Annotated in this window: 14 protein-coding genes; 10 read left to right on the top strand and 4 right to left on the bottom strand. The window is 74.5% G+C overall.

Features of this window, described 5'->3' with window-relative positions:
* Nucleotides 1-51 precede the first annotated feature (51 nt).
* The 4 genes from OG505_RS01750 (at nucleotide 52) to OG505_RS01735 (ending at nucleotide 7,833) form a co-directional block, all read left to right on the top strand.
* The gene (locus OG505_RS01750) at nucleotides 52-645 is read left to right on the top strand and encodes a DUF3043 domain-containing protein (protein WP_405430487.1); all 594 of its coding nucleotides are present in this window, start codon (nucleotides 52-54) and stop codon (nucleotides 643-645) included.
* A 177-nt stretch (nucleotides 646-822) separates the two neighbouring features.
* Nucleotides 823-1,383, top strand: a complete 561-nt coding sequence (locus OG505_RS01745; protein ID WP_405430485.1) for a helix-turn-helix domain-containing protein — start codon at nucleotides 823-825, stop codon at nucleotides 1,381-1,383.
* A gap of 373 nt (nucleotides 1,384-1,756) precedes the next feature.
* Nucleotides 1,757-6,790 carry a WG repeat-containing protein gene (locus tag OG505_RS01740; protein WP_405430483.1) on the top strand — a complete coding sequence of 1,678 codons (5,034 nt, stop codon included), beginning with the start codon at nucleotides 1,757-1,759 and terminating at the stop codon, nucleotides 6,788-6,790.
* A 44-nt stretch (nucleotides 6,791-6,834) separates the two neighbouring features.
* Entirely contained in the window at nucleotides 6,835-7,833 is a 999-nt protein-coding gene (locus tag OG505_RS01735; protein ID WP_007463224.1) for an aldo/keto reductase family protein, read from the top strand.
* A gap of 53 nt (nucleotides 7,834-7,886) precedes the next feature.
* On the opposite strand, the gene OG505_RS01730 is transcribed toward OG505_RS01735, so the two are convergent.
* Together OG505_RS01730 and OG505_RS01725 are read right to left on the bottom strand one after the other, a co-directional pair.
* Complete coding sequence (locus OG505_RS01730) at nucleotides 7,887-8,684, bottom strand: site-2 protease family protein (protein ID WP_405430480.1); 798 nt, start codon at nucleotides 8,682-8,684, stop codon at nucleotides 7,887-7,889.
* On the bottom strand, nucleotides 8,684-8,884 hold the full coding sequence (locus tag OG505_RS01725) for a hypothetical protein (RefSeq protein ID WP_030337978.1): 201 nt from the start codon (nucleotides 8,882-8,884) through the stop codon (nucleotides 8,684-8,686). Before OG505_RS01725 ends, OG505_RS01730 begins: the two co-directional genes overlap by 1 nt.
* Before the next feature lie 145 nt (nucleotides 8,885-9,029).
* Between OG505_RS01725 and OG505_RS01720 the strand changes: the two genes are divergently transcribed.
* Nucleotides 9,030-10,901, top strand: a complete 1,872-nt coding sequence (locus OG505_RS01720) for a protein kinase domain-containing protein (protein WP_405430478.1) — start codon at nucleotides 9,030-9,032, stop codon at nucleotides 10,899-10,901.
* An 18-nt stretch (nucleotides 10,902-10,919) separates the two neighbouring features.
* Here OG505_RS01720 and OG505_RS01715 read toward each other — a convergent pair whose 3' ends face one another.
* The gene (locus tag OG505_RS01715; RefSeq protein ID WP_405430476.1) at nucleotides 10,920-11,159 is read right to left on the bottom strand and encodes a GntR family transcriptional regulator; all 240 of its coding nucleotides are present in this window, start codon (nucleotides 11,157-11,159) and stop codon (nucleotides 10,920-10,922) included.
* 325 nt (nucleotides 11,160-11,484) lie between these two features.
* Between OG505_RS01715 and OG505_RS01710 the strand changes: the two genes are divergently transcribed.
* The 4 genes from OG505_RS01710 to OG505_RS01695 all read left to right on the top strand — a co-directional run bounded on the left by OG505_RS01710 (nucleotide 11,485) and on the right by OG505_RS01695 (nucleotide 16,054).
* Nucleotides 11,485-11,790, top strand: coding sequence for a hypothetical protein (locus OG505_RS01710; RefSeq protein ID WP_405430472.1), 306 nt, complete (start codon nucleotides 11,485-11,487; stop codon nucleotides 11,788-11,790).
* Between the two features lie 171 nt (nucleotides 11,791-11,961).
* Nucleotides 11,962-13,926, top strand: coding sequence for a bifunctional adenosylcobinamide kinase/adenosylcobinamide-phosphate guanylyltransferase (locus tag OG505_RS01705; protein ID WP_405430470.1), 1,965 nt, complete (start codon nucleotides 11,962-11,964; stop codon nucleotides 13,924-13,926).
* Nucleotides 13,916-14,689, top strand: a complete 774-nt coding sequence (locus OG505_RS01700) for an adenosylcobinamide-GDP ribazoletransferase (protein WP_405430468.1) — start codon at nucleotides 13,916-13,918, stop codon at nucleotides 14,687-14,689. Before OG505_RS01705 ends, OG505_RS01700 begins: the two co-directional genes overlap by 11 nt.
* Nucleotides 14,690-14,755: 66 nt before the next feature.
* Complete coding sequence (locus tag OG505_RS01695) at nucleotides 14,756-16,054, top strand: DUF2314 domain-containing protein (protein WP_405430466.1); 1,299 nt, start codon at nucleotides 14,756-14,758, stop codon at nucleotides 16,052-16,054.
* A gap of 151 nt (nucleotides 16,055-16,205) precedes the next feature.
* On the opposite strand, the gene gcvT is transcribed toward OG505_RS01695, so the two are convergent.
* Complete coding sequence (gene gcvT, locus OG505_RS01690) at nucleotides 16,206-17,336, bottom strand: glycine cleavage system aminomethyltransferase GcvT (RefSeq protein ID WP_405430464.1); 1,131 nt, start codon at nucleotides 17,334-17,336, stop codon at nucleotides 16,206-16,208.
* A gap of 162 nt (nucleotides 17,337-17,498) precedes the next feature.
* On the opposite strand from gcvT, the gene OG505_RS01685 reads away from it, so the two are divergent.
* Entirely contained in the window at nucleotides 17,499-19,073 is a 1,575-nt protein-coding gene (locus OG505_RS01685; RefSeq protein ID WP_405430462.1) for a leucyl aminopeptidase, read from the top strand.
* Nucleotides 19,074-19,081 lie beyond the last annotated feature (8 nt).

Genomic DNA, 19,081 nt, shown 5'->3' with positions numbered 1-19,081 from the left:
CCGGTGCACCGCGATGTGCACCGGGCGCGAACCGTTGGCTACCCTTGCCGCGTGCCGTCGCTCTTTCGCCGCAAGTCCACCGACCTCGTCGACGAGGCCGTCACCTCGGTGACCCCCGAGGAGACCGCCGAACGTCCCCGGGGTTACACCCCGGCCAAGGGTCGGGAGACGCCGAAGCGGCCGACCGTCGGCCGTCGCCCGGCCGGCCCCACCCGCCCCCTCACGAAGGAGGAGGAACGGGAGCGGCGCCGCCAGCTGCGTACCGAGGCCGCGGCCGAGTTCCGCCGCGAGGGTGGCCCCCGCGACCGGGGCCCGGAGCGGCTGCTGGCACGCAACGTGGTCGACTCCCGGCGCACCGTCGGCACCTGGTTCTTCGGCGGCGCGCTGATCGTGCTGATCGGCTCGAACGCGGCGATGCCGCCGGCGGTGCGGCTGATCTCCAACGTGCTCTGGGGCGCGCTGGCCCTGGGTGTGGTCGTCGACTCGCTGCTGATCTGCCGCAAGATCGGCAAGCTGGTCCGGGAGCGCTTCCCGAAGACCGACCAGCGGATGGGCTCGCTCTACCTCTACGCCGTGATGCGGTCGATCACCTTCCGGCGCATGCGCGCTCCGGCTCCTCGGGTCAAGATCGGCGACAAGGTCTGATCCCGGTTTCGGCGAGCCCGCGTCGCCCCGGCGGCGGCCCCGGCCGCGTTGGGGGCAATGCACAGCGGGAAGCATCCGGGCAGCGGCTGTTCGTTGTACCGTGCGCGTAGTTCATCACGGTGAACAGGTCGCCCGTTGTTCGTCACCGCGAACGTTGATCCAATGGAGCGGACACGCATGCCTGGAGAACCGGCTGCCCCGTTGGCCACCATCGCTGCCGCGCTGCGCCGCGAACGGGAGCGCGTCGGTGTCTCGCTGGCCGAGCTGGCGCATCGGGCGGGGGTGGCCGAGTCGACGCTGTCCCACCTGGAGTCGGGGACCGGCAACCCGAGCGTCGAGACGCTCTGGGCGCTCGGCATGGCGCTGGGCGTACCGTTCAGCCGGCTCGTGGAGCCGGCCGACGTCGACATCCGGGTGATCCGCGCCGGGGAGGGGCCCCGGGTCCGTTCCGAACAGGCCGACTTCACCGGGACGCTGCTCAGCGCCGGCACGGCGCACCTGCGCCGGGACGTCTACCTGATCGAGTTGGAGCCGGGCGCGGTCCGGGAGGCGGACGGGCACACCCCCCGCAGCATCGAGCACGTGGTGGTGGCCGCCGGACGGCTGCGCGTCGACCCCGAGGCGGGCACCGTGGACCTCGGTCCGGGTGACTACGCGACGTTCCCCGGCGACACACCGCACCGGTACGAGGCGCTGGTCCCCGGCACCTTCGCCGTCCTCGTCATGGAGCATCCCTGACCCGATGTTCCGGTCCACCCCGGCGACGGGTGGGGTATCGTCAAGGCCAGATTGGCTTATCGGCCTAAATGTCCGGAACCATCGGATAACGTTTGCGCTCGTGGACGGTGCCACAGTGGCGGTGAACGAGCCCACGCCGTTACCCTCCATCCGCAGCCACGCCCTGCCGGAACGGGCGACCCGACCGGCACGCGAGGCCCCAGCGCGACAATGTGCAACGAGGTGACAACGCCGTGAGCGAGCGGACGCGAGCCGGCCAGCGGGGCGTGGCAGGCGGCGACCGGACGCCCATGGGCCAGCGGGGCTCGACCGCGGACACCTCACCGTCGACGGGGAGCGGCCACGCGGCCGGGTGTGGCGACGGGCTCGACGGATGAACGGCCGCTACACCGACCGGTGGCGGGACCCGAACGAGCCGCCCTGGGTGGCCGAGCCGACCACCGAGTGGCACCCCCAGTTCCCCGGCCAGCGCTACCCCGGCGACATCGGCGTCACCCACCAGCCCGCACCACCGCGCGGACGGGCGACAGTGGTCGGTCGTACCGAGGTGCCGCCGCTCGCGCCCACCCGACCGGACGGCACCTACCTCGGCCGCTCCTGGGCCGACGAGCCTCCGGGCGAGCCGGCCCCCAACGGCCGGTGGGGGGCGGACGACGAGCCGGGCGAGACACCGTCCTACGGCTGGTCGCGCAGCGACGAGCGCCCCGTCGACACGGCGCACAACGGCCGACCCGAGACCCCGCACTACGACCATGAGCCGTACCGCCGGCCGCTCCCCGAGCCGCCCCGGCGCGAGGAGCGCCGCTCCCCCGAGTCGGACCGGCGGACCGCCTGGTCCGACCGTCGTCCCGCCGACGACCGGGGACCGGCTCGGGAGGCCGCCTGGCACCGCGAGCAGCCCATGTCCGAGCGGTACGACGGCCGTGCGCCCCGACACGAGGCGGTCGACCGGGACCGGGCGTATCCGACAGCGCCACCCGTCTCCCCCGGGCCCTACTCCCCCGCACCGCGCAGTGACTCCGGCTGGGTGCCCGAGCCGGACGAGGCGCCGCGCCGACGCGGCACGTCGGAGAGGCCAGCCGCGAGTCACGACCGGCACCCCGGCGACGGGTACGGCACTCGACCGGCCAGGGGCCACGACGGCCGCCCGACCGACGGCTGGGCCGCCGAGGGGGCCGGCCAGTGGGCACCCGTGGACAGCCACTCCCGCTTCCGGGCCGACGGCCACCCTGACCGCCTACCCGACGACGCCCGCCGCTCGGAACGGGGCGTTGCCGACGACGCCCGCCGCTCGGAACGCCGGCCCGATGACGCCCGGCGGATCGAACGCCGGCCCGACGACGCCCGGCGGATGGAACGCCGGCCCGATGACGCCCGGCGCTCGGAGTGGGGCGTTGCCGACGGCCGGTCCCGCGTGGACGCTGGCCCCGGTGCGCCCACCGACCGGCAGCGCCGGCCCGACGAGGCATACGGCCCGCCACAGACGTCCAACGGCGGGCGGCGGCGGCGCCCCGAACCGGAGACGCCGGAGCAGCCCCGCCACGACGATGAGCGCCGCCGTCCCGATGTCGAGCCGCACCGGCAGCAACCCCGCGAGGCGGCAGCCCGCATCGAGGCGTACCCGGACCGTCGCCCGCGCGAGAGCGCCCGGCCGGAGCGGTACGGCGAGGAGGCGTACCGCGAGCCGCGGTCGCAGCCCGACCCCCGGTCGGGTGGCGGCCTGCCCTGGCCGGCGCCCGGTCCGGTGCACCCGGACCGCACCCGGGAGCCGGGTTACCGGCCCGAGCCGCACCGCGGCGCTGAGCCGGAGGTTTCGCCACGGCCGGCGACGCGACCCGGGCGGCCAGCGGCGGAGCCGCCCCGGTACGACGAACGGCCCGCGCGTCCCGCCGCGGCGGCGCCGCCCACCTCCGGCAGGGCCACCCCGGTCCCGCCCACACCCGTCTCCCCGGCCGCGCCCAGCACCGGCCGGACCATCCCGATCCCACCCACACCCGTCTCCCCGGCCGCGCCCAGCACCGGCCGGACCACCCCGGTTCGTCCGGTGTCGTCGGAGCGACCGGTGTCGCCGGCACCGCCCGCCGCGCCCGGCCGGGACCGGCCGGTGTCGTCGGCCCCCGTCTCCCCCGCCTCGGCGGATCATGGGTGGCAACCGTCCACGTCGTCCACTCGTGCGGAGCACGACCGGCCGGTGTCGGCCACACCGGTCTCCCCGGCGGACGTCCCCGTCTCCGGTCCACCGGCCGCCCGGCTGCGGCTGGAGTTCCTGCCCGCCCCGGTGGATCCTCCGGCCTCGGACGAGCGGCCGGAGTCGTCGCAGCGGCCCGAGCACCGCACACCCACCGAACCGGCTTCGACTGCCGACCCGCGCGCCACCGCGCCACCGCGCTATCCCGGCCCGGACAACCACCCGCACCCGGCGCCGCCGGCCCGTCCTGCCCCGCAGGACCAGCCCATGCACCCCACACCCGGTCAGCGGCCCTCGCCGCCTGCGGATGACCGCCCGCCGGTGGCGGCCGCCCCACCGGCCTGGCAGCGGCCGGAGCAGCACGCCAGCCCCGTGACGCCGACGTCTTCGGCACCCGCGCCGGACGCCCAGCCGGCGCTTCCGATCGCCCCGGGCGTACCGCGTCGCTACGTGCCCCCGGCGCCCTCGGAAGCGCCCGTGCCGGCTCCTGCGGAGCCGGCTGCGGCGTTGGCCCGGGGACCGGAAGCCTGGTTCAGCCCCGGCACCCAGCCGGTCGTGTCCGGCCAGGACGAGACACCAGCGGACCAGCGACCGACCGAGGAACCCGAGACCACCGGCGTCGTCGAGACGACCGAGGACTGGAAGCTCGGCGGCAGGTCGGCCGGCTCGCCGCCACACGCCGAGGACGAGCAGGACCCGTCGGCGGCGTCCGCCCAAGCGCTGGTCGGCGACCCCGCAACCGACCGACGACCCGACTCGGCCATCGAGGCCGCTGCGACACCGATCGCCGGACCGCTCGCCGAACCGGTCTCCCCACCACCGATCCGGCCGGTGTCCGCACCGCCAGCCGACCCGACCGCCGCACGCCCCGCCCCGCCCGACTCGGCACCGCCTGTCTCGGCACCACACGACGTGGCACGGCCGGTCTCGGCACCACCCGACTCGGCCTGGCCCGTCTCGGCACCGCCGACACCCGCGCCACCCGACTCGACCCGGCCCGTCTCGGCACCGCCGGGCTCCGCCACTTCGGTGGAGGTGGCCGACGGTGAGCGTCGCCCCTGGGTCGACGACCTCGCCACCCACGTGGAGCCCATCACCGAGCCGACCCCGACCGACGGACGGGAGCCGGTCTCCGGACCGCCGGCACACCCGGTCTCCGGTGCCCCACGCACCTGGTCGGACGACCTGGCCGACGATGCGGACGACGCAGCGGCAACCGTCGAGCCGGCATCGGGCGAGATCCACCGTCCGCACGGCGGTGAGCTGTACGCCGAGACGCCGGCGCACCACGACGAACTCGCCCCCGACGACGTCCACGACGCCGCCGACCCGACAAGCACGCCGACCGTCGACGCATCCACCGACGCGTCGGCGGACGGCCTCGCCGACTCCCCACCGTCGGACCGGCCGACCTCGGCGCCGCCCGCGTCGAACAGCGCGTACCCATCGACCACCAGCCCGGACACGATTGCCGACCCGGTCGGGTCGGGTCCGGCGACCGACGCGACGCGCACGCCGCCCGAGCCGGCGGCGGAACCGCCCACCGCGACGGCGCCCGTGTCCGCACCAGAGGCCGTGCACCCGGCGGCACTCACGCCGTCGGTCTCCGCACCGCCCGCCCCCGCCCCGCCGCCCGCACCCGTCCCCGCGCCACCTGCCGCACCACCCGCGGCGCAAGCACCCGCCCCCGCGCCAAAGGCCGCGCAAGCACCACCACCGACGCCAGTCTCCGCACCACCCGTCTCCGCGCCACCCGCTGCGCAGGCACCCGTCTCCGCGCCACCCGCCGCGCCCGTGTCTCCCGCCTCCGCCGTACCGCTCGCTGGCATTCCCGGTCCGCGCAGCGGGTCGTCCGACCAGGACCCGCCGGTGTCGGCGCCGCCCGCCACGGCGCCGGAGACGCCCCGTCGTTCGCTGGCCGATCAGGGCGACCCGGAGCAGGTCCTGGCCGCGTACCGCTGGCGGCTGGACCCGGTGACCCTGCGCGAGGAGCTGACCGAGCCGGACGCCATGCGGGCCATCCGGCGGCGGTTGACCGAGAAACTGGGCTCGGCCGTGGACAACAAGGCCCGTGCGCGGCTGCTGAGCCTGCGCGCGGTCGCCTCGCGGATCCTCGGCGACCTCGACGACGCGTTGGCCGACGGCCGGCTCGCCCTCACCTACGCGGAAGCCACCGGCGAGCTGCGCCGGACCGCGCTGGCCCAGGCCCGGCTGGCCCACGTCCTGCGCTGGCGGGGCGACTACGCCGAGGCCGACCAACTCTTCGCCGAGGCCAACTCGATCGAACTGCCCGACCGGCTGCGTGCCGCCCTGCACGAGCACGCCGGGCGGTGCTCCTATGACCAGGGTCGGCTGATGGAGGCGTGCCACCACTTCGAGCGGGCGCTCGACCTGCGCGGGGCCGGCGACGCCGAGCTGCTGGACCGGATCCGGGTGGCCCTCGACGCGGTCACCGCGCGAGCTTCGGCCGACGGCTTTGGGCCGTACCCCCGGAGTCGGGAAGAGGTGCTCGACCGGGACCGGCCCCCGCAGCCGGACCGCGACGGACCGCTGTGGGGTTACCTCGACCACGCCGGCGACGTTGTCATTCCCGCCCGGTACGCCGAGGCGCAGCCCTTCCACGACGGGCTGGCCTGGGTGCGGCGATCGGACACCGACCGGTGGTCCCTGATCAACCTGCTGGGTACGACGGTGATCCCGCCCTCGTACCGGGCGGTGCGCCCGTTCAGCGACGGCCTGGCCTGGGTGGTCACCGACGGCGGGTGGACGGCGATCGACCCGACCGGCGCGGTGCAGGTTCCGCCCAACTTCGCCGACGTACGGCCGTTCCGTCGAGGGTTGGCCGCGGTGAAGCGCGAGGGCTGGGGTGCGGTCGACCGGACCGGCCGGATCGTGGTGCCGACCCGATACCACGGCTTCGTCACCGAGCTGACCGACGCAGGTCCGGTCGACGGCTTCACCGACGAGGGTCTCGCGGTCGTCGACGTGGCCGGTCGGCGCGGTGTGGTGGACCGGACCGGCGCGGTGCTGGTCCAGCCGTCGTACCCGATGGTGGTCATCCACCCGGTGGCGTTCCTGGTAGGCAGCGGCAGCGGCAGCGGTCGATGGGGCGCGCTGGACCGGCGGGGTGAGCCGCTGATCGACCTGGTGCACCCCGATCGCGCGGCGGTGCTCGAGGAGATCGACCGGCTGTTGACCGACGCGAACCCGGTGCTCTGAGTCGCCGCTCGGCGATCGTGATCCACCGGAGCTAGGGTCGGGGCATGGAATTCCGACACCTGGGCCGTTCCGGCCTGATGGTCAGCGAGATCTCGTACGGCAACTGGATCACCCACGGTTCACAGGTCGAGGAGGACGCGGCGAACGCCTGCGTCCGGGCCGCCCTCGACGCGGGGATCACCACCTTCGACACCGCCGACGTGTACGCCGGCACCCGGGCCGAGGACGTGCTCGGCCGGGCGCTGCAGAACGAACGTCGCGAGGGCCTGGAGATCTTCACCAAGGTCTACTGGCCCACCGGGCCCGGTCGCAACGACCGCGGGCTGTCCCGCAAGCACATCATGGAGTCGATCAACGGCTCCCTGCGCCGGCTGCGCACCGACTACGTGGACCTCTACCAGGCCCACCGGTACGACTACAGCACGCCGCTGGAGGAGACGATGGAGGCGTTCGCCGACGTCGTGCACTCCGGCAAGGCGCACTACATCGGCGTTTCCGAGTGGACCGCCGAGCAGCTGCGGGCGGCCCACCCGCTCGCCCGGGAGCTGCACGTCCCGCTGGTCTCCAACCAACCTCAGTACTCGATGCTGTGGCGGGTCATCGAGACCGAGGTCGTGCCGGCCAGTGAGGAGCTGGGCATCGGCCAGATCGTCTGGTCGCCGATGGCCCAGGGTGTGCTCTCCGGCAAGTACCTGCCGGGGCAGCCGCCGCCGGCCGGTTCCCGTGCCACCGACGAGAAGTCTGGCGCGAACTTCATCTCCCGGTTCATGAACGACGACGTCCTGACCCGGGTGCAGCAGCTCAAGCCGCTCGCCGAGCAGGCCGGGCTGAGCATGGCCCAGCTGGCCGTGGCGTGGGTCCTGCAGAACCCGAACGTCTCGTCGGCGATCATCGGCGCGTCCCGCCCCGAGCAGGTGCACGACAACGTGAAGGCGGCCGGGGTGAAGCTCGACGCCGAGCTGCTCAAGGCCATCGACGAGATCGTCGAGCCGGTCACCGAGCGGGACCCGGCGAAGACCGAGTCTCCCGCCGAGCGGCCCTGACGCGGGTCCGGTCCGGTCGGCGCACCCGCGCCGGCCGGACCGGACAGCTCAGCTCAGCTCCGCCAGAACCGGATCAGGTCCAGGCCGGCGGCGTACAGCCACGACGGCAGGCCGAGCAGGTCACCGACCGCGAAGACGGCGTCGAAGAACCAGCCGCCGATGCGCGGGTTCCACAACAGCGCGAAGAGCAGAATAAAGCCGTACGGGGCGAACAGGTCGTACATCCTGCGCCACTGCGGGTTCAGCCAAGGCTGGATCATGTTGCCGCCGTCCAGGCCGGGCACCGGCAGCAGGTTGAGCACACTCGCGGTGAGCTGCAGGAACGCCAGCAGCGCCACCCCGGCCCAGAACTCCACCGGGCCACCGGACTGCGTACCGAGCCGCACCACCAGCACCAACAGCACCGTGAACAGCACGTTGGTCGCCGGGCCGGCGAGGCTGACCAGGGTGTGCCGCAGCCGCCCCCCGATGGCGTGCCGGTCCACCCACACCGCGCCGCCGGGCAGGCCGATGCCGCCGAGCAGCACCACCACCACCGGCAGCACGATCGACAGCAGGGGGTGGGTGTACTTGAACGGGTTGAGCGTCAGGTAACCGCGGTGGGCGATGTCCCGGTCACCGGCACGGTAGGCGACCACCGCGTGGGCGTACTCGTGCAGGCAGAGCGACACCAGCCAGCCGGACACCACGAACAGGAACACGTCGAAGCGGACGCTGCCGTACCCGTTCCAGGCCAGCACCCCGCTGACCGCGAAGAGCGCGACCAGGCCGAGGAAGACCGGGCTGGGCCGGAACGCCGCCTTGGGCACGCCGAGCACCAGCCCGTCGGCCCCCGGCCGGTCGTAGGCCATCACTCGGCCGTGGGCAGCAGGCTCATCCGGTACTCCACCCGGTCGTCCTCGACGAGGGCGACCGAGGTGACGCCGGACGCCGCGAGCTCACGCCAGGTCTGACCGATCCAGGATTCGGCGTCGGCCTGGCTGCCGAACGACTCCGCCGGGCCCTCCACCGTCTGACCGTCCGTGCCCTCGTACCGCCAGCTCCACGCCATGCCGCGTCTCCCCTCGCCGCTGAAGTCCCCGTGGGACGAACCCCCGCCAGCGTAGTCGGCCCGGCGCGCAACGGCCGCTCGCTCGCCCCCGCGGCAGCCCATGGGTTGATCAACCCACGTCGGTGCGGGCCGGTACGGTGGCTCGGTGCTGACTCGGGGAGTACTGCTCGGCGACCGGTACCGGCTGGGCGAGCGGGTGGCGACAGGCGGGATGGGCGCGGTCTGGCGCGGCACCGACGTGCTGTTGGAGCGCGAGGTGGCGGTGAAGGTGCTGCTGCCGTCGCTGGTCGCCGACGCCGAGTTCACCGCCCGCTTCCGCGCCGAGGCGCGGATGCTCGCGGCGTTGCGGCACCCCGGCGTGGTCGCGGTGCACGACGTCGGGCAGGCCGCGCTCGCCGACGGCAGCCGGGTCGACTACCTGGTGATGGAGTACGTCGAGGGCGAGCCGTTGTCGGCCCGGGTACGCACGGCGGGTCGACTGGACGCGGCCACCACCATGTCGGTGCTGGCGCAGGCGGCCGACGCCCTGCACACCGCCCACCTCGCCGGCATCGTGCACCGGGACGTGAAGCCCGGCAACCTGCTGGTCAAGGCGGACGGTCAGGTGGTGCTCGTCGACTTCGGCATCGCCCGGTCCCGCAGCATGGCCGGGCTGACCGCCGCGAACATGGTGCTCGGCACCGCCGCGTACATGTCTCCCGAGCAGGCCACCGGTCAGCCGGTCGCCGCCGCCACGGACATCTACGCCCTCGGGGCGGTGGCGTACTTCTGCCTGGCCGGGCAGCCACCGTTCGACGGCGACAACCCGCTCGCGGTGGCGTTGCGGCACGCCCAGGACGAGCCGGCCCCGCTGCCGCCGGACACGCCGCCCGCGGTGGTGGCGGTGATCGCGCGGGCGATGGCCAAGCGGCCGGCGGACCGGTACGTCAGCGCCGCCGAGCTGGCCGCTGCCGCCGCCGATGCCCGTGACGCGACCCTGGCCAGCATCCCGCCCTCCGCCCGCCCTCCGTGGGCGGTGGCCGCGCCCGCGACGCCCGTGGTGGGCGCCACCACCCCGCCGGCCCTCGCGCCGCCGGCACTGGGCGCCACCCCGGCCCTCGCGCCGCCGGCACTGGGCGCCACCCCGACCGTCGCGCCGCCGGCGTCGCCCGATCCGATTCCGACGCCGCCCGTGTCGACCAGCACGCCGACGCCGCAGCCGGTCCCGCCCATGGACCCGGCCACGCCACCGGCCTTCCGGGCCGGGCTGGCCGAGATCCGGCCAGCCGAGACCGGGCCGACCCGCGAGAATTCGTTGCCGACGTCGTCAAGCCGGCGACGCAAGCCGCTGCTGGTCGGGGTGGGCGCGATCGTTCTGATCGCGCTCGTCGGCGCAGCCGTGGCGGCGCTGCGTCCGGACGCCGTGCCGGGCGGGACGACCGGCCCGGCGGCGCTGGCGGGTGAATCCACGTCGGGCGCCGGCGTCGCGCCACCGACCGCAGACACCACCACCCCGGCACCCCAGACCAGCGGCACGCCGAGCGCCGACCGGACCGCGACCGCCACACCGACCGGCGGCGACCGATCGGGTACGCCCGCCAGCGGCAGCCCGGCCACCCGTAGCGCGGCACCGGGGACCACGCCGACCGGGGCGGCCAGCGGCAGACCGACGTCCAGTGGCAGCCCGGCGGGCCGACCCAACCCGTACACGGCTGCGCAGGCGTGCGGCAGCGGCTATCAGGTGATCGACTCGGCGACGCTGACCGACGGTGGCGGCCGCCGGCAGGGCCGCGTCTACCTGCTCTACCACTCGGGCAACGGCAACAACTGCGTGGTCACCCTCAAGGACACCGCGGTCGGGGCCAGGACGGCGGCGTCGGCGTACCTGGAGGTGCAGGGGCGGACCCGCAGCACCGACAGCGGGTCCTTCGACTACTACGCGGGGCCGGTGCGGGCCCCCGCCGCCGGCGCGTGCGTGAAGTGGGGCGGCGCCACCGGCGGGGTCAGCTACGGCAGTGGGTTCGAACACTGCGGCTGACCGCCTGCCGAGCGGGCGTCAGCCGGCCGGGTTTTCGCTGACGAAGGTCCCGCGCCCGGTGAAGGTGACGACCAGGCCGCGCTCTCGCAGTAGGCGGGTCGCTGCTCGGACCGTCCCGCGAGCGACGCCGTACTCCTGTTGCAGGTGAGCCTCGCTCGGGAGCGGTTGGCGCGGCTTCAGCTTCCCGGACGTGATCTGTTCGGCGAGGAGATCCGCGAGCTGAACGTAGAACGGCACCGGAGACATCTCGTCAATCATGATCGACATGCTATGGACAGTCTGCATGAGTAAGGCATGGGGTACAGGTAGCCTGCCCTAGACAGGCTGTACAGGATGAACAGGTTGGCCTACTGTGGGTGAGAGATTCACCGACGGTAGGAGGCCAGGTGCGCAGAGTTCGATTTGACGATTACCTGCTGTCGACGGCGCTGACGCTCGCGCGACGCCACCGTCCGGTGTGGTCGTGAAAACGGTGGCGCTACGTCTGCCGCTGCGGCGCAGAGCTGCCCTGCAACTGCCGCCACCGCATCCCGATCAACCGCAGGCACTGGCCAGGCGAGGACCAGTGACCCGGGTGCATGCCGTGACACCGCTCAACCCCGGGGATCTGCTGGTGATCGGGCCGGCGTGCTCGGTGCAGTTCACCGGGGACCGCATCCTCCGCGTCCGGCTCGTTTCCATCGGCGTCGTCGACCCGTACCACGACTGGTTGTGGTTGACCGGATACGTCCTCGACGTGAAGGGCAACGCCATCGCCAAGCGGGAGTTGTACGTCCAGCGCGCCGGCATCGTTGTCGAACAGAGGCGTCCCCCGCTGGCACCACGCTCTTCGGCACGGACGACGCCTGCTCAGCCAAGGGCGCGGACCGCCCGCGTACGAGCCAGCTAGAAGGAGCGGCCCAGGTCGCCCCGCACGGGACCGGTGAGCGTGCCGCGGTCAGTCCCCGATCATCCAGAGGAACTGGACGCTTGCCTGCAATGGACGCGGAACGGACTTTCGACCGTCGGCAGGGCTGGGGCGACGTGCCCAGACCCGGGGCATGAGAACTAAGGTACGGACATGTCCGTTGACGGGTGGAACACGGTCCTGGTGCTCGGCGGTATCCGGTCCGGCAAGTCCGAGTTCGCCGAGTCCCTGGTCGCCGACGCGCCGGTGGTTCGCTACGTCGCCACCGCGCCGGAGGGCGACCCGGAGGACACCGAGTGGGCGACCCGGCTGGCGACGCATCGCGCCCGACGACCGGGCAGCTGGACCACCGAGGAGACTGCCGGAGAGCCGCGCCGGCTGGCGGACGTGCTCGAATCGGCCGAGCCCAACGAGACGCTTCTCGTGGACGACCTGGGCGGCTGGGTGACCGTGCTGCTCGACCCGGAGCACCAGCCCGCCGACGACGTGGCGACGATCGCCGAACTGGCCGAGGCGATCCGCACCTGCGCGGCGCGGGTGGTGCTGGTGAGCCCCGAGGTGGGGCTGTCGCTGGTGCCGACCACCCCGCTGGGCCGGGCGTTCACCGACGCGCTCGGCGCGGCCAACCGCGCGGTCGCCGACGCCTGCGACGCCGTGGTGCTGGTGGTCGCGGGCCAACCGGCCTGGCTGAAGCCGGCACCCACCACCGCTGCCGCCGCCGCCCCGACCGTGAGCGCGTCGGCGAGCCCCGTGTCGCCGGCCGCGAGCCAGACCGGCGCACACCAGGCCGGCACGAGCCTGCTCGACGCCGAGCCCACCCCCGAGGTCCAGCTGCCCGACGTGCTGACCCACACCCCGCCGGTCGCTCCCAACCAGGAGCCCGGCAACCCCTGGGCAGCGCCGACCATGGCGCTGCCGATGGTGGCCACCGGGCTGGTCATCCAGCCGGGCATGGAGCTGCCGATGCCCGACGACTACGCCGGTCCGCAGGCGGTGGACCGGCTGGCCACATTGGACGTACCCGGTGCCGGGCTGGGCGTCCTGGACCGGGTGGTCGGCTTCGCCGCCGCCACCCAGGGCACGTCGACGCCGGCCGCCTGGGGCTCGGTGCGGGTGCTGCTGCTCAACGGCGACCACGCCGGCGGCGCGTCGGCCGGCACCGTCGCGGGCGAGTCGGCGCGTCGCGCCGCGCAGGCGCGCGCCGGGCGGGGCGCGCTGGCCCGGCTGGCCGCCGAGAGCGGCGCGAGCCTGCAGGTGGTCGACACCCCCGCCGCCGCGCCGATGGAGACCCAGCCGGCCCTCACTGGCGAGCAGGTCGAGTCGGCGCTGCGCTACGGCTGGCGGTTGGCCGAGCAGGCCGCCGACGCGGGCGTACAACTGCTGGTCCTGGGGGCGTGCGGCGCCGGCACCGAGGCGGCAGCGGCGGCGGTGCTGGCGGCCACGGCCGGCGCGGAACCACCGGCGGTGCTGGGCCGGGTGATCACCGACTCCGGTGAGATCGACGACGCGGCCTGGATGGTCCGCTGCGCGGCGGTGCGCGACGCGCTGCACCGCACCCGCCGCTCGCCGCGCGGCGCGAAGGACGTGCTGTCCGAGCTGGGCGGCGGCGACGTGGCGGTGGCCACCGGCGTGCTGCTGGGCGCCACCGCCCGCCGGGTGCCGGTGCTGTTGGACGGGCCGGTCGGGCTGGCCGCCGGGATGGTCAGCCGTGACCTGGCCGGGCAGGCGCGGCACTGGTGCCTGCTGGCCGACCACGGCCAGCATCCCGCGGTGCGGCTGGCCGCCGACGTGCTCGGCCTCACGCCCCTGCTCGACCTGCGACTGGACCTCGGCGAGGGTGCCAACGCCCTGGTCGCGCTGCCGCTGCTGCGCTCGGTGCTGGCACTGGCCGCCGCGCTGCCGGTGCACCCCTCGCTGACCGGAGCCGCCGACGCGGACCCGACCGACGAGCCGGAAGCCGACCCGGAGACCGACAACGCCGAGTCCGACTACGCCGAGCCGGCATACACCGGGCCCGACTACACCGACCCGGAGTTCGCCGAGCCGGAGCCAGCCGGGCCGGGCCCCACCCGCACGGGGACCGACGAGCAGCCGGCGTCGGGCTGGCGTGCCGGCTGAGTCGCGGCTCGTCGCGGGAGCCCGACTGGCGGTCACCACCTTCAGCACGTTGCCGGTACGCGCCGGGCGGATCGACCGCCCGGTGGCGGGTACCGCGATGGTTCTCGCCCCGGCCGTCGGCGCGCTGCTCGGCGTGCTGCTGGGCGGCGTCCTGCTGCTGACCGGCACGCTCGCTCCCCCGCTGGTGGCCGCTGGCGTGACGGTGGGCGCCGCCGCCCTGCTGACCCGGGGACTGCACCTGGACGGGCTGGCCGACACCGTGGACGCGCTCGGGTCGTACCGGCGGGGTGCTGGTGCCCTGGAGATCATGAAGAAGCCGGACGTCGGGCCGTTCGGCGTCGTCGCCCTGGTGGTCGTACTCCTGGTGCAGGCCGCGGCGCTCGCCGACCTGGCCGGCCGGTCCTGGCCCGCCGCCCTCGCGGCGGTGGTCGCGGCCACCGCGGCCGGGCGGCTGGGCGTGACGGTGGCGTGCCGGCGGGGCGTGCCCGCGGCCCGGCCGGACGGGCTGGGGGCCATGGTGGCGGGAACCGTCGGCCCGGTGGCGCTGGCCGTCGGCGCGGTCGCCGTCGTGCTGCTGGCGGTACCCGCGGTGCCGGGCCGCCCGTGGCAGGGGCCGGCCGCCGTCGTCGCCGCGCTCGCCGCCGCGGTGCCGCTGCTGGCCCACGTGGTACGCCGGCTCGGCGGGATCACCGGCGACGTGCTCGGCGCGACGGTCGAGGTGGTCACCACGCTGGTCTACCTGGGTGTGGTGCTGTCCGCCTGAAGCCGGCACGGCCGGCCGGGTAGCGTTCGGCTCGACAGCACCGGCACGGCCACCGGGGGAACCCACATGCTCATCACTGACGACTTCCTGCCCGTACCGGTGCCGGAGTCGCTCAGCGCGACCTACCTGGTGCCGATGGCGGGGCTGCCGAAGGTCAGCGCGAAGACGGCGGTGGCGGCGCTGACCGGCCGGCTGGCCGAGCCGGTGCACGGGCTCGCCCGGCAGATGCTGGACAGCCCGCTGATGAGCGTCGACACCCGGCCGATCGCCGAGTTTCCCGCGCTGCCGCCGGATCTGCTCACCGCGTTCGGCGCCACCGAGGCGCAGTTGGCCCGGCTGGCCGCGGCGACACACCTGGTCGTGGTCCAGGCGGAGTACCGGCCGGGGTGGCCGCCCGCGCACGAGTGGGCGGCCCGGGCGGTGGCGGCGGCGGTGGCGGAGTCCGTCGACGGCGACGTGGTGGACGTCTTCGGCCTCCAGTTCCTCGACCCGGCGACCGCGCTGCGCTCACTCCCCGACGAGCAGGGCCGCATCCGGCTGGTCGACTGGGTGCTGGTGCCGTACTCCTCGGACACCGAGGGGTTGTGGTTCACCACGAAGGGGCTGCGGCGCTTCGGTCTGCTGGAGTTGCAGACCCAGGGGGTGCCCGACCATCTGACCCGCGCCTGGGGCGCGGTGATGACCGGGGCGGCCCGCCGGTTGCTGCGGGACTGGACCGACGGGCTCACCGGCGAGGAGGTGCCGGCGTTCGTGCAACTGCCGGTGCTGGCCACGGTGACCGGGCACGACATCGCGGTGGCGTACGGCAACCCGGAGCAGCACGGCGCGACAGCCCCGGTGCTGCTGCGCCTGGAGCTGGACCCGGCGACCGACCCGGAGGCCGACTCGTTCCTGAGCCTGCGGCCGCCGGCCGGGCATCCCGGCCCGGACGGGCGCTACTACGCCGCCGCCTGCGCGACGTTGTTCTCCGGCATCCAGCCGGACGTGCGCTACGCGCGCTCGGGTGACGCGATGAGCCGCGCGGTCGCCACCGCCCGCGCCGCGCTGGGCGACGCCCGGGCCCGCTTCGTCGCCGGCCAGCTACCGGCGGAGTCGCAGCTGGTGGTCAAGTACGGCCTGCCGGGCGACGACGGCCCCGAGTACGTCTGGGCGGGCGTCACCTCGTGGGAGACCCGTGAGCGGATCGTCGGCGTCAGCGCCAGCGACGCGAACACCGACGAGAGCGTACGCATCGGCGCCCCCGTGGTGGTGGAGGCGACCGACGTCGTCGACTGGGCGGTCCTGAACGCGACCGGAGTCGTCGAAGGCGGCTGGACCCAGGCAGTCCTGGACTCCGGCGAACCCCCCACCACCCCAACCCCCTAACCCACCCCACCCCCGGCTCCCACCCGCACCGCCCCCGCCGCGTTGATCATGAAGTTATTGCCACGACACGCCGATGGCGGTGGCAATAACTTCATGATCAACCGCGTCCGGTGGGGCCGGCGTGGGAGTGGGAGTGGGAGGGGGTTTCGGGTTAGCGGGTTGAGGGGGTTACGAAGGGGGGTTTCTGCAGGCGCAGGGGGGCTTGGCGGCCTCGGATGTTGACCTGCACCTCGTCGCCTTCGGCCAGGTTGGCGTCGGTGTCCAGCAGGGCCAGGGCGATGCCCTGCTTGCGGGTCGGGCTGAAGGTGCCGCTGGTCACCGTGCCGACCTGCTTGTCGCCCACGTGCAGCGTCATGCCGGGGCGCGGGATGGCGCGGTCGACGGCCACCAGACCGCGCAGCGTACGCCGGGGGCCAGCGGCCTTCTCGGCGAGCAGCGCGTCGCGGCCCCAGAAGGCCGGCTTGTCCCACCCGACCGCCCAGCCCGAGCGGGCCTGCACCGGGGTGATGTCCAGCGAGAGGTCCTGCCCGTGCAGCGGGTAGCCCATCTCGGTACGCAGCGTGTCCCGGGCGGCCAGCCCGCAGGCGCGCAGCTCGAACGCCTCGCCGGCGGCGAAGAGGGCGTCCCACACGGTCACCGCGTGTTCCGCCGGCACCACCAACTCGTAGCCCAGCTCGCCGGTGTAGCCGGTACGGCAGACGGTCAGCTCCACGGCGGCGAGGCTGGCGGCGTCGAAGCTCATGTAGCCGTGCTCGGTGGGCAGATCGAGGGCGGCGAGCAGCTCGCCCGAGCGGGGGCCCTGCACGGCCAGCACCGCGTACGCCTCGTGCTCGTCGGTGACGGTGATCCGCTCCGGGGCGGCGGCGCGCAGCCGACGCACCACCTCGGCGGTGTTCGCGGCGTTCGGGATGAGGAAGACGTGATCGTCGGCGTACAGGTAGGCGATGACGTCGTCCACCACGCCGCCAGTGGCGTCGTCGCAGCACAGCGTGTACTGCGCTCGGCCGGGCCCGATGCGGCGCAGGTCGTTGCTGAGGCAGGAGTTGACGAACTCGGCCGCGCCGGGGCCGGTCACCCGGGCCTTGCCCAGGTGCGACACGTCGAAGACCCCCACCGCCGTACGCACCGCGGCGTGCTCCTTGAGCACCCCGCCGCCGGCGTACTCCAGCGGCATCTCCCAGCCCCCGAAGGGGGCGAACTTGGCGCCGGCGGCGGTGTGCCGCTCGTGCAGCGGGGAACGACGCAGCCGGGTCGCGGCGGCGTCGGAGGTCACGTCGGTCATGGGTGGCAACTTACCGGGGGCAACGCCGCTGGTTAGCATCGGCGGGACCCCGTTGGCGTGATCGACGGGACAGCCCTGACGTCCGGCGGGTAAGTTCCGCCGGAGACCTTCATCGCTGGTACGCGACGTCGCGACCGGCCCGGCCCGCCCGGAGTAGCTTCAGTGACATCACCCCGCTCCACCAACCTGAGCCTGGTCGACACCGACCCGGCCGAGCTCGCCGTCGACGCGATCGTGATCGGCGTGCACAGCCAGACCGGAGAGCAGGGCGCCACCAGCGGCCTCGCCGGCACCCTGCTGCTCGCCAGCGGCGCGGAGAGCATCGCCGTCGCGTTCGACGGCAAGCTGACCGAGACCCTCGCGCTGCTCGGCGCGACCGGTGGGCCGGGTGAGATCATCAAGCTGGCCACGCTGGGCACCGTCACCGCTCCGCTGGTCGTCGCGGTCGGGCTCGGTCCGGAGCCGACGGGCGCCGCCCCGGCGCCGGAGACGCTGCGCCGCGCCGCCGGCGCGGCGGTCCGGGCCCTGGCGGGCGCGGCGAAGGTGGCGCTGAGCATGCCGCTGCCGGACGACGCGGACGCGCCGGCCGCGCTGCGCGCGGTCGCCGAGGGCGCGCTGCTCGGCGGGTACCGGTTCGCCGGTTACAAGACCCGTCCGCAGCCGACCCGGCGGGAGCCGGTGGCCGAGGTGCTGATCGCCGTTCCGGACGCCGCCGAGCCGGCCGCCCAGGCGGAGATCACCCGCGCGCAGGCGGTCGCCGGCGCGGTGCGGCTCAGCCGGGACTGGGTGAACACCGCCCCGAACGAGCTGCGGCCCCCGTCGTTCGCCGACGCCGTGGCCGCCGCCGCCCGTGAGGCGGGCCTCGGCGTCGAGGTGCTGGATGAGGCGGCGCTGGCCGCGGGCGGGTACGGCGGCATCATCGCGGTCGGGCAGGGCTCGGAGGCCCCACCGCGACTGGTGAAACTCACCTACACCCCGCAGGACGGCGGCAACGGCAAGCGGGTCGCGCTGGTCGGCAAGGGGATCACCTTCGACACCGGCGGTATCTCGATCAAGCCGGCGCAGGGCATGTGGGAGATGAAGTCCGACATGGCGGGCGCCGCCGCGGTGGGCGCGGCCATGCTGGCGATCGCCGCGCTGAAGCCGGCGGTGGCGGTCAGCGCGTACCTGCCGATGGCCGAGAACATGCCGTCGGGCACCAGCTACCGGCCGGGCGACGTGATCAGCATGTTCAGCGGCAAGAAGGTGGAGGTGCTCAACACCGACGCCGAGGGCCGCATGATCCTGGCCGACGCCATCGCCCGCGCGTGCGCCGACGGCACCGACTACCTGTTCGAGACCTCCACCCTGACCGGCGGTCAGGTGATCGCGCTGGGCAAGCGGATGGCCGGCGTGATGGGCACCCCCGAGCTGTGCGAGCGGGTCCGGACGGTCGGCGACGCGGTCGGCGAGCCGGCCTGGCCGATGCCCCTGCCGGACGACGTGCGCAAGGGCATGGACTCCGACGTGGCGGACATCTCGCAGGTCAACGCCGGGATGGACCGGGCCGGGCACATGCTGCAGGGCGGCGTGTTCCTGCGCGAGTTCGTGGCCGACGACGTGGCGTGGGCGCACATCGACATCGCCGGGCCGGGCTACCACTCGGGCGAGCCGACCGGCTACTGGACCAAGGGCGGCACGGGTGTTCCGGTTCGCACGCTGGTGCAGCTGGTCGAGGACGTCGCCGCCAACGGCTGAGCGGTAAG

It is taken from the genome of Micromonospora sp. NBC_00617, from assembly GCF_045161355.1.
Taxonomy (GTDB): domain Bacteria; phylum Actinomycetota; class Actinomycetes; order Mycobacteriales; family Micromonosporaceae; genus Micromonospora.
Note: the sequence above shows the minus strand (reverse complement) of the source record. Positions and strands in the feature narration are given on the sequence as shown.

Bases quoted from the DNA above. Each gene is read 5' to 3' on its own strand.
- OG505_RS01705 (WP_405430470.1), top strand. From the start codon at position 11,962: ATGTCCGTTGACGGGTGGAACACGGTCCTGGTGCTCGGCGGTATCCGG.
- OG505_RS01695 (WP_405430466.1), top strand. From the start codon at position 14,756: ATGCTCATCACTGACGACTTCCTGCCCGTACCGGTGCCGGAGTCGCTC.
- OG505_RS01740 (WP_405430483.1), top strand. From the start codon at position 1,757: ATGAACGGCCGCTACACCGACCGGTGGCGGGACCCGAACGAGCCGCCC.
- OG505_RS01715 (WP_405430476.1), bottom strand. From the start codon at position 11,159: ATGATTGACGAGATGTCTCCGGTGCCGTTCTACGTTCAGCTCGCGGAT.
- OG505_RS01735 (WP_007463224.1), top strand. From the start codon at position 6,835: ATGGAATTCCGACACCTGGGCCGTTCCGGCCTGATGGTCAGCGAGATC.
- gcvT (WP_405430464.1), bottom strand. From the start codon at position 17,336: ATGACCGACGTGACCTCCGACGCCGCCGCGACCCGGCTGCGTCGTTCC.
- OG505_RS01745 (WP_405430485.1), top strand. From the start codon at position 823: ATGCCTGGAGAACCGGCTGCCCCGTTGGCCACCATCGCTGCCGCGCTG.
- OG505_RS01725 (WP_030337978.1), bottom strand. From the start codon at position 8,884: ATGGCGTGGAGCTGGCGGTACGAGGGCACGGACGGTCAGACGGTGGAG.
- OG505_RS01730 (WP_405430480.1), bottom strand. From the start codon at position 8,684: ATGGCCTACGACCGGCCGGGGGCCGACGGGCTGGTGCTCGGCGTGCCC.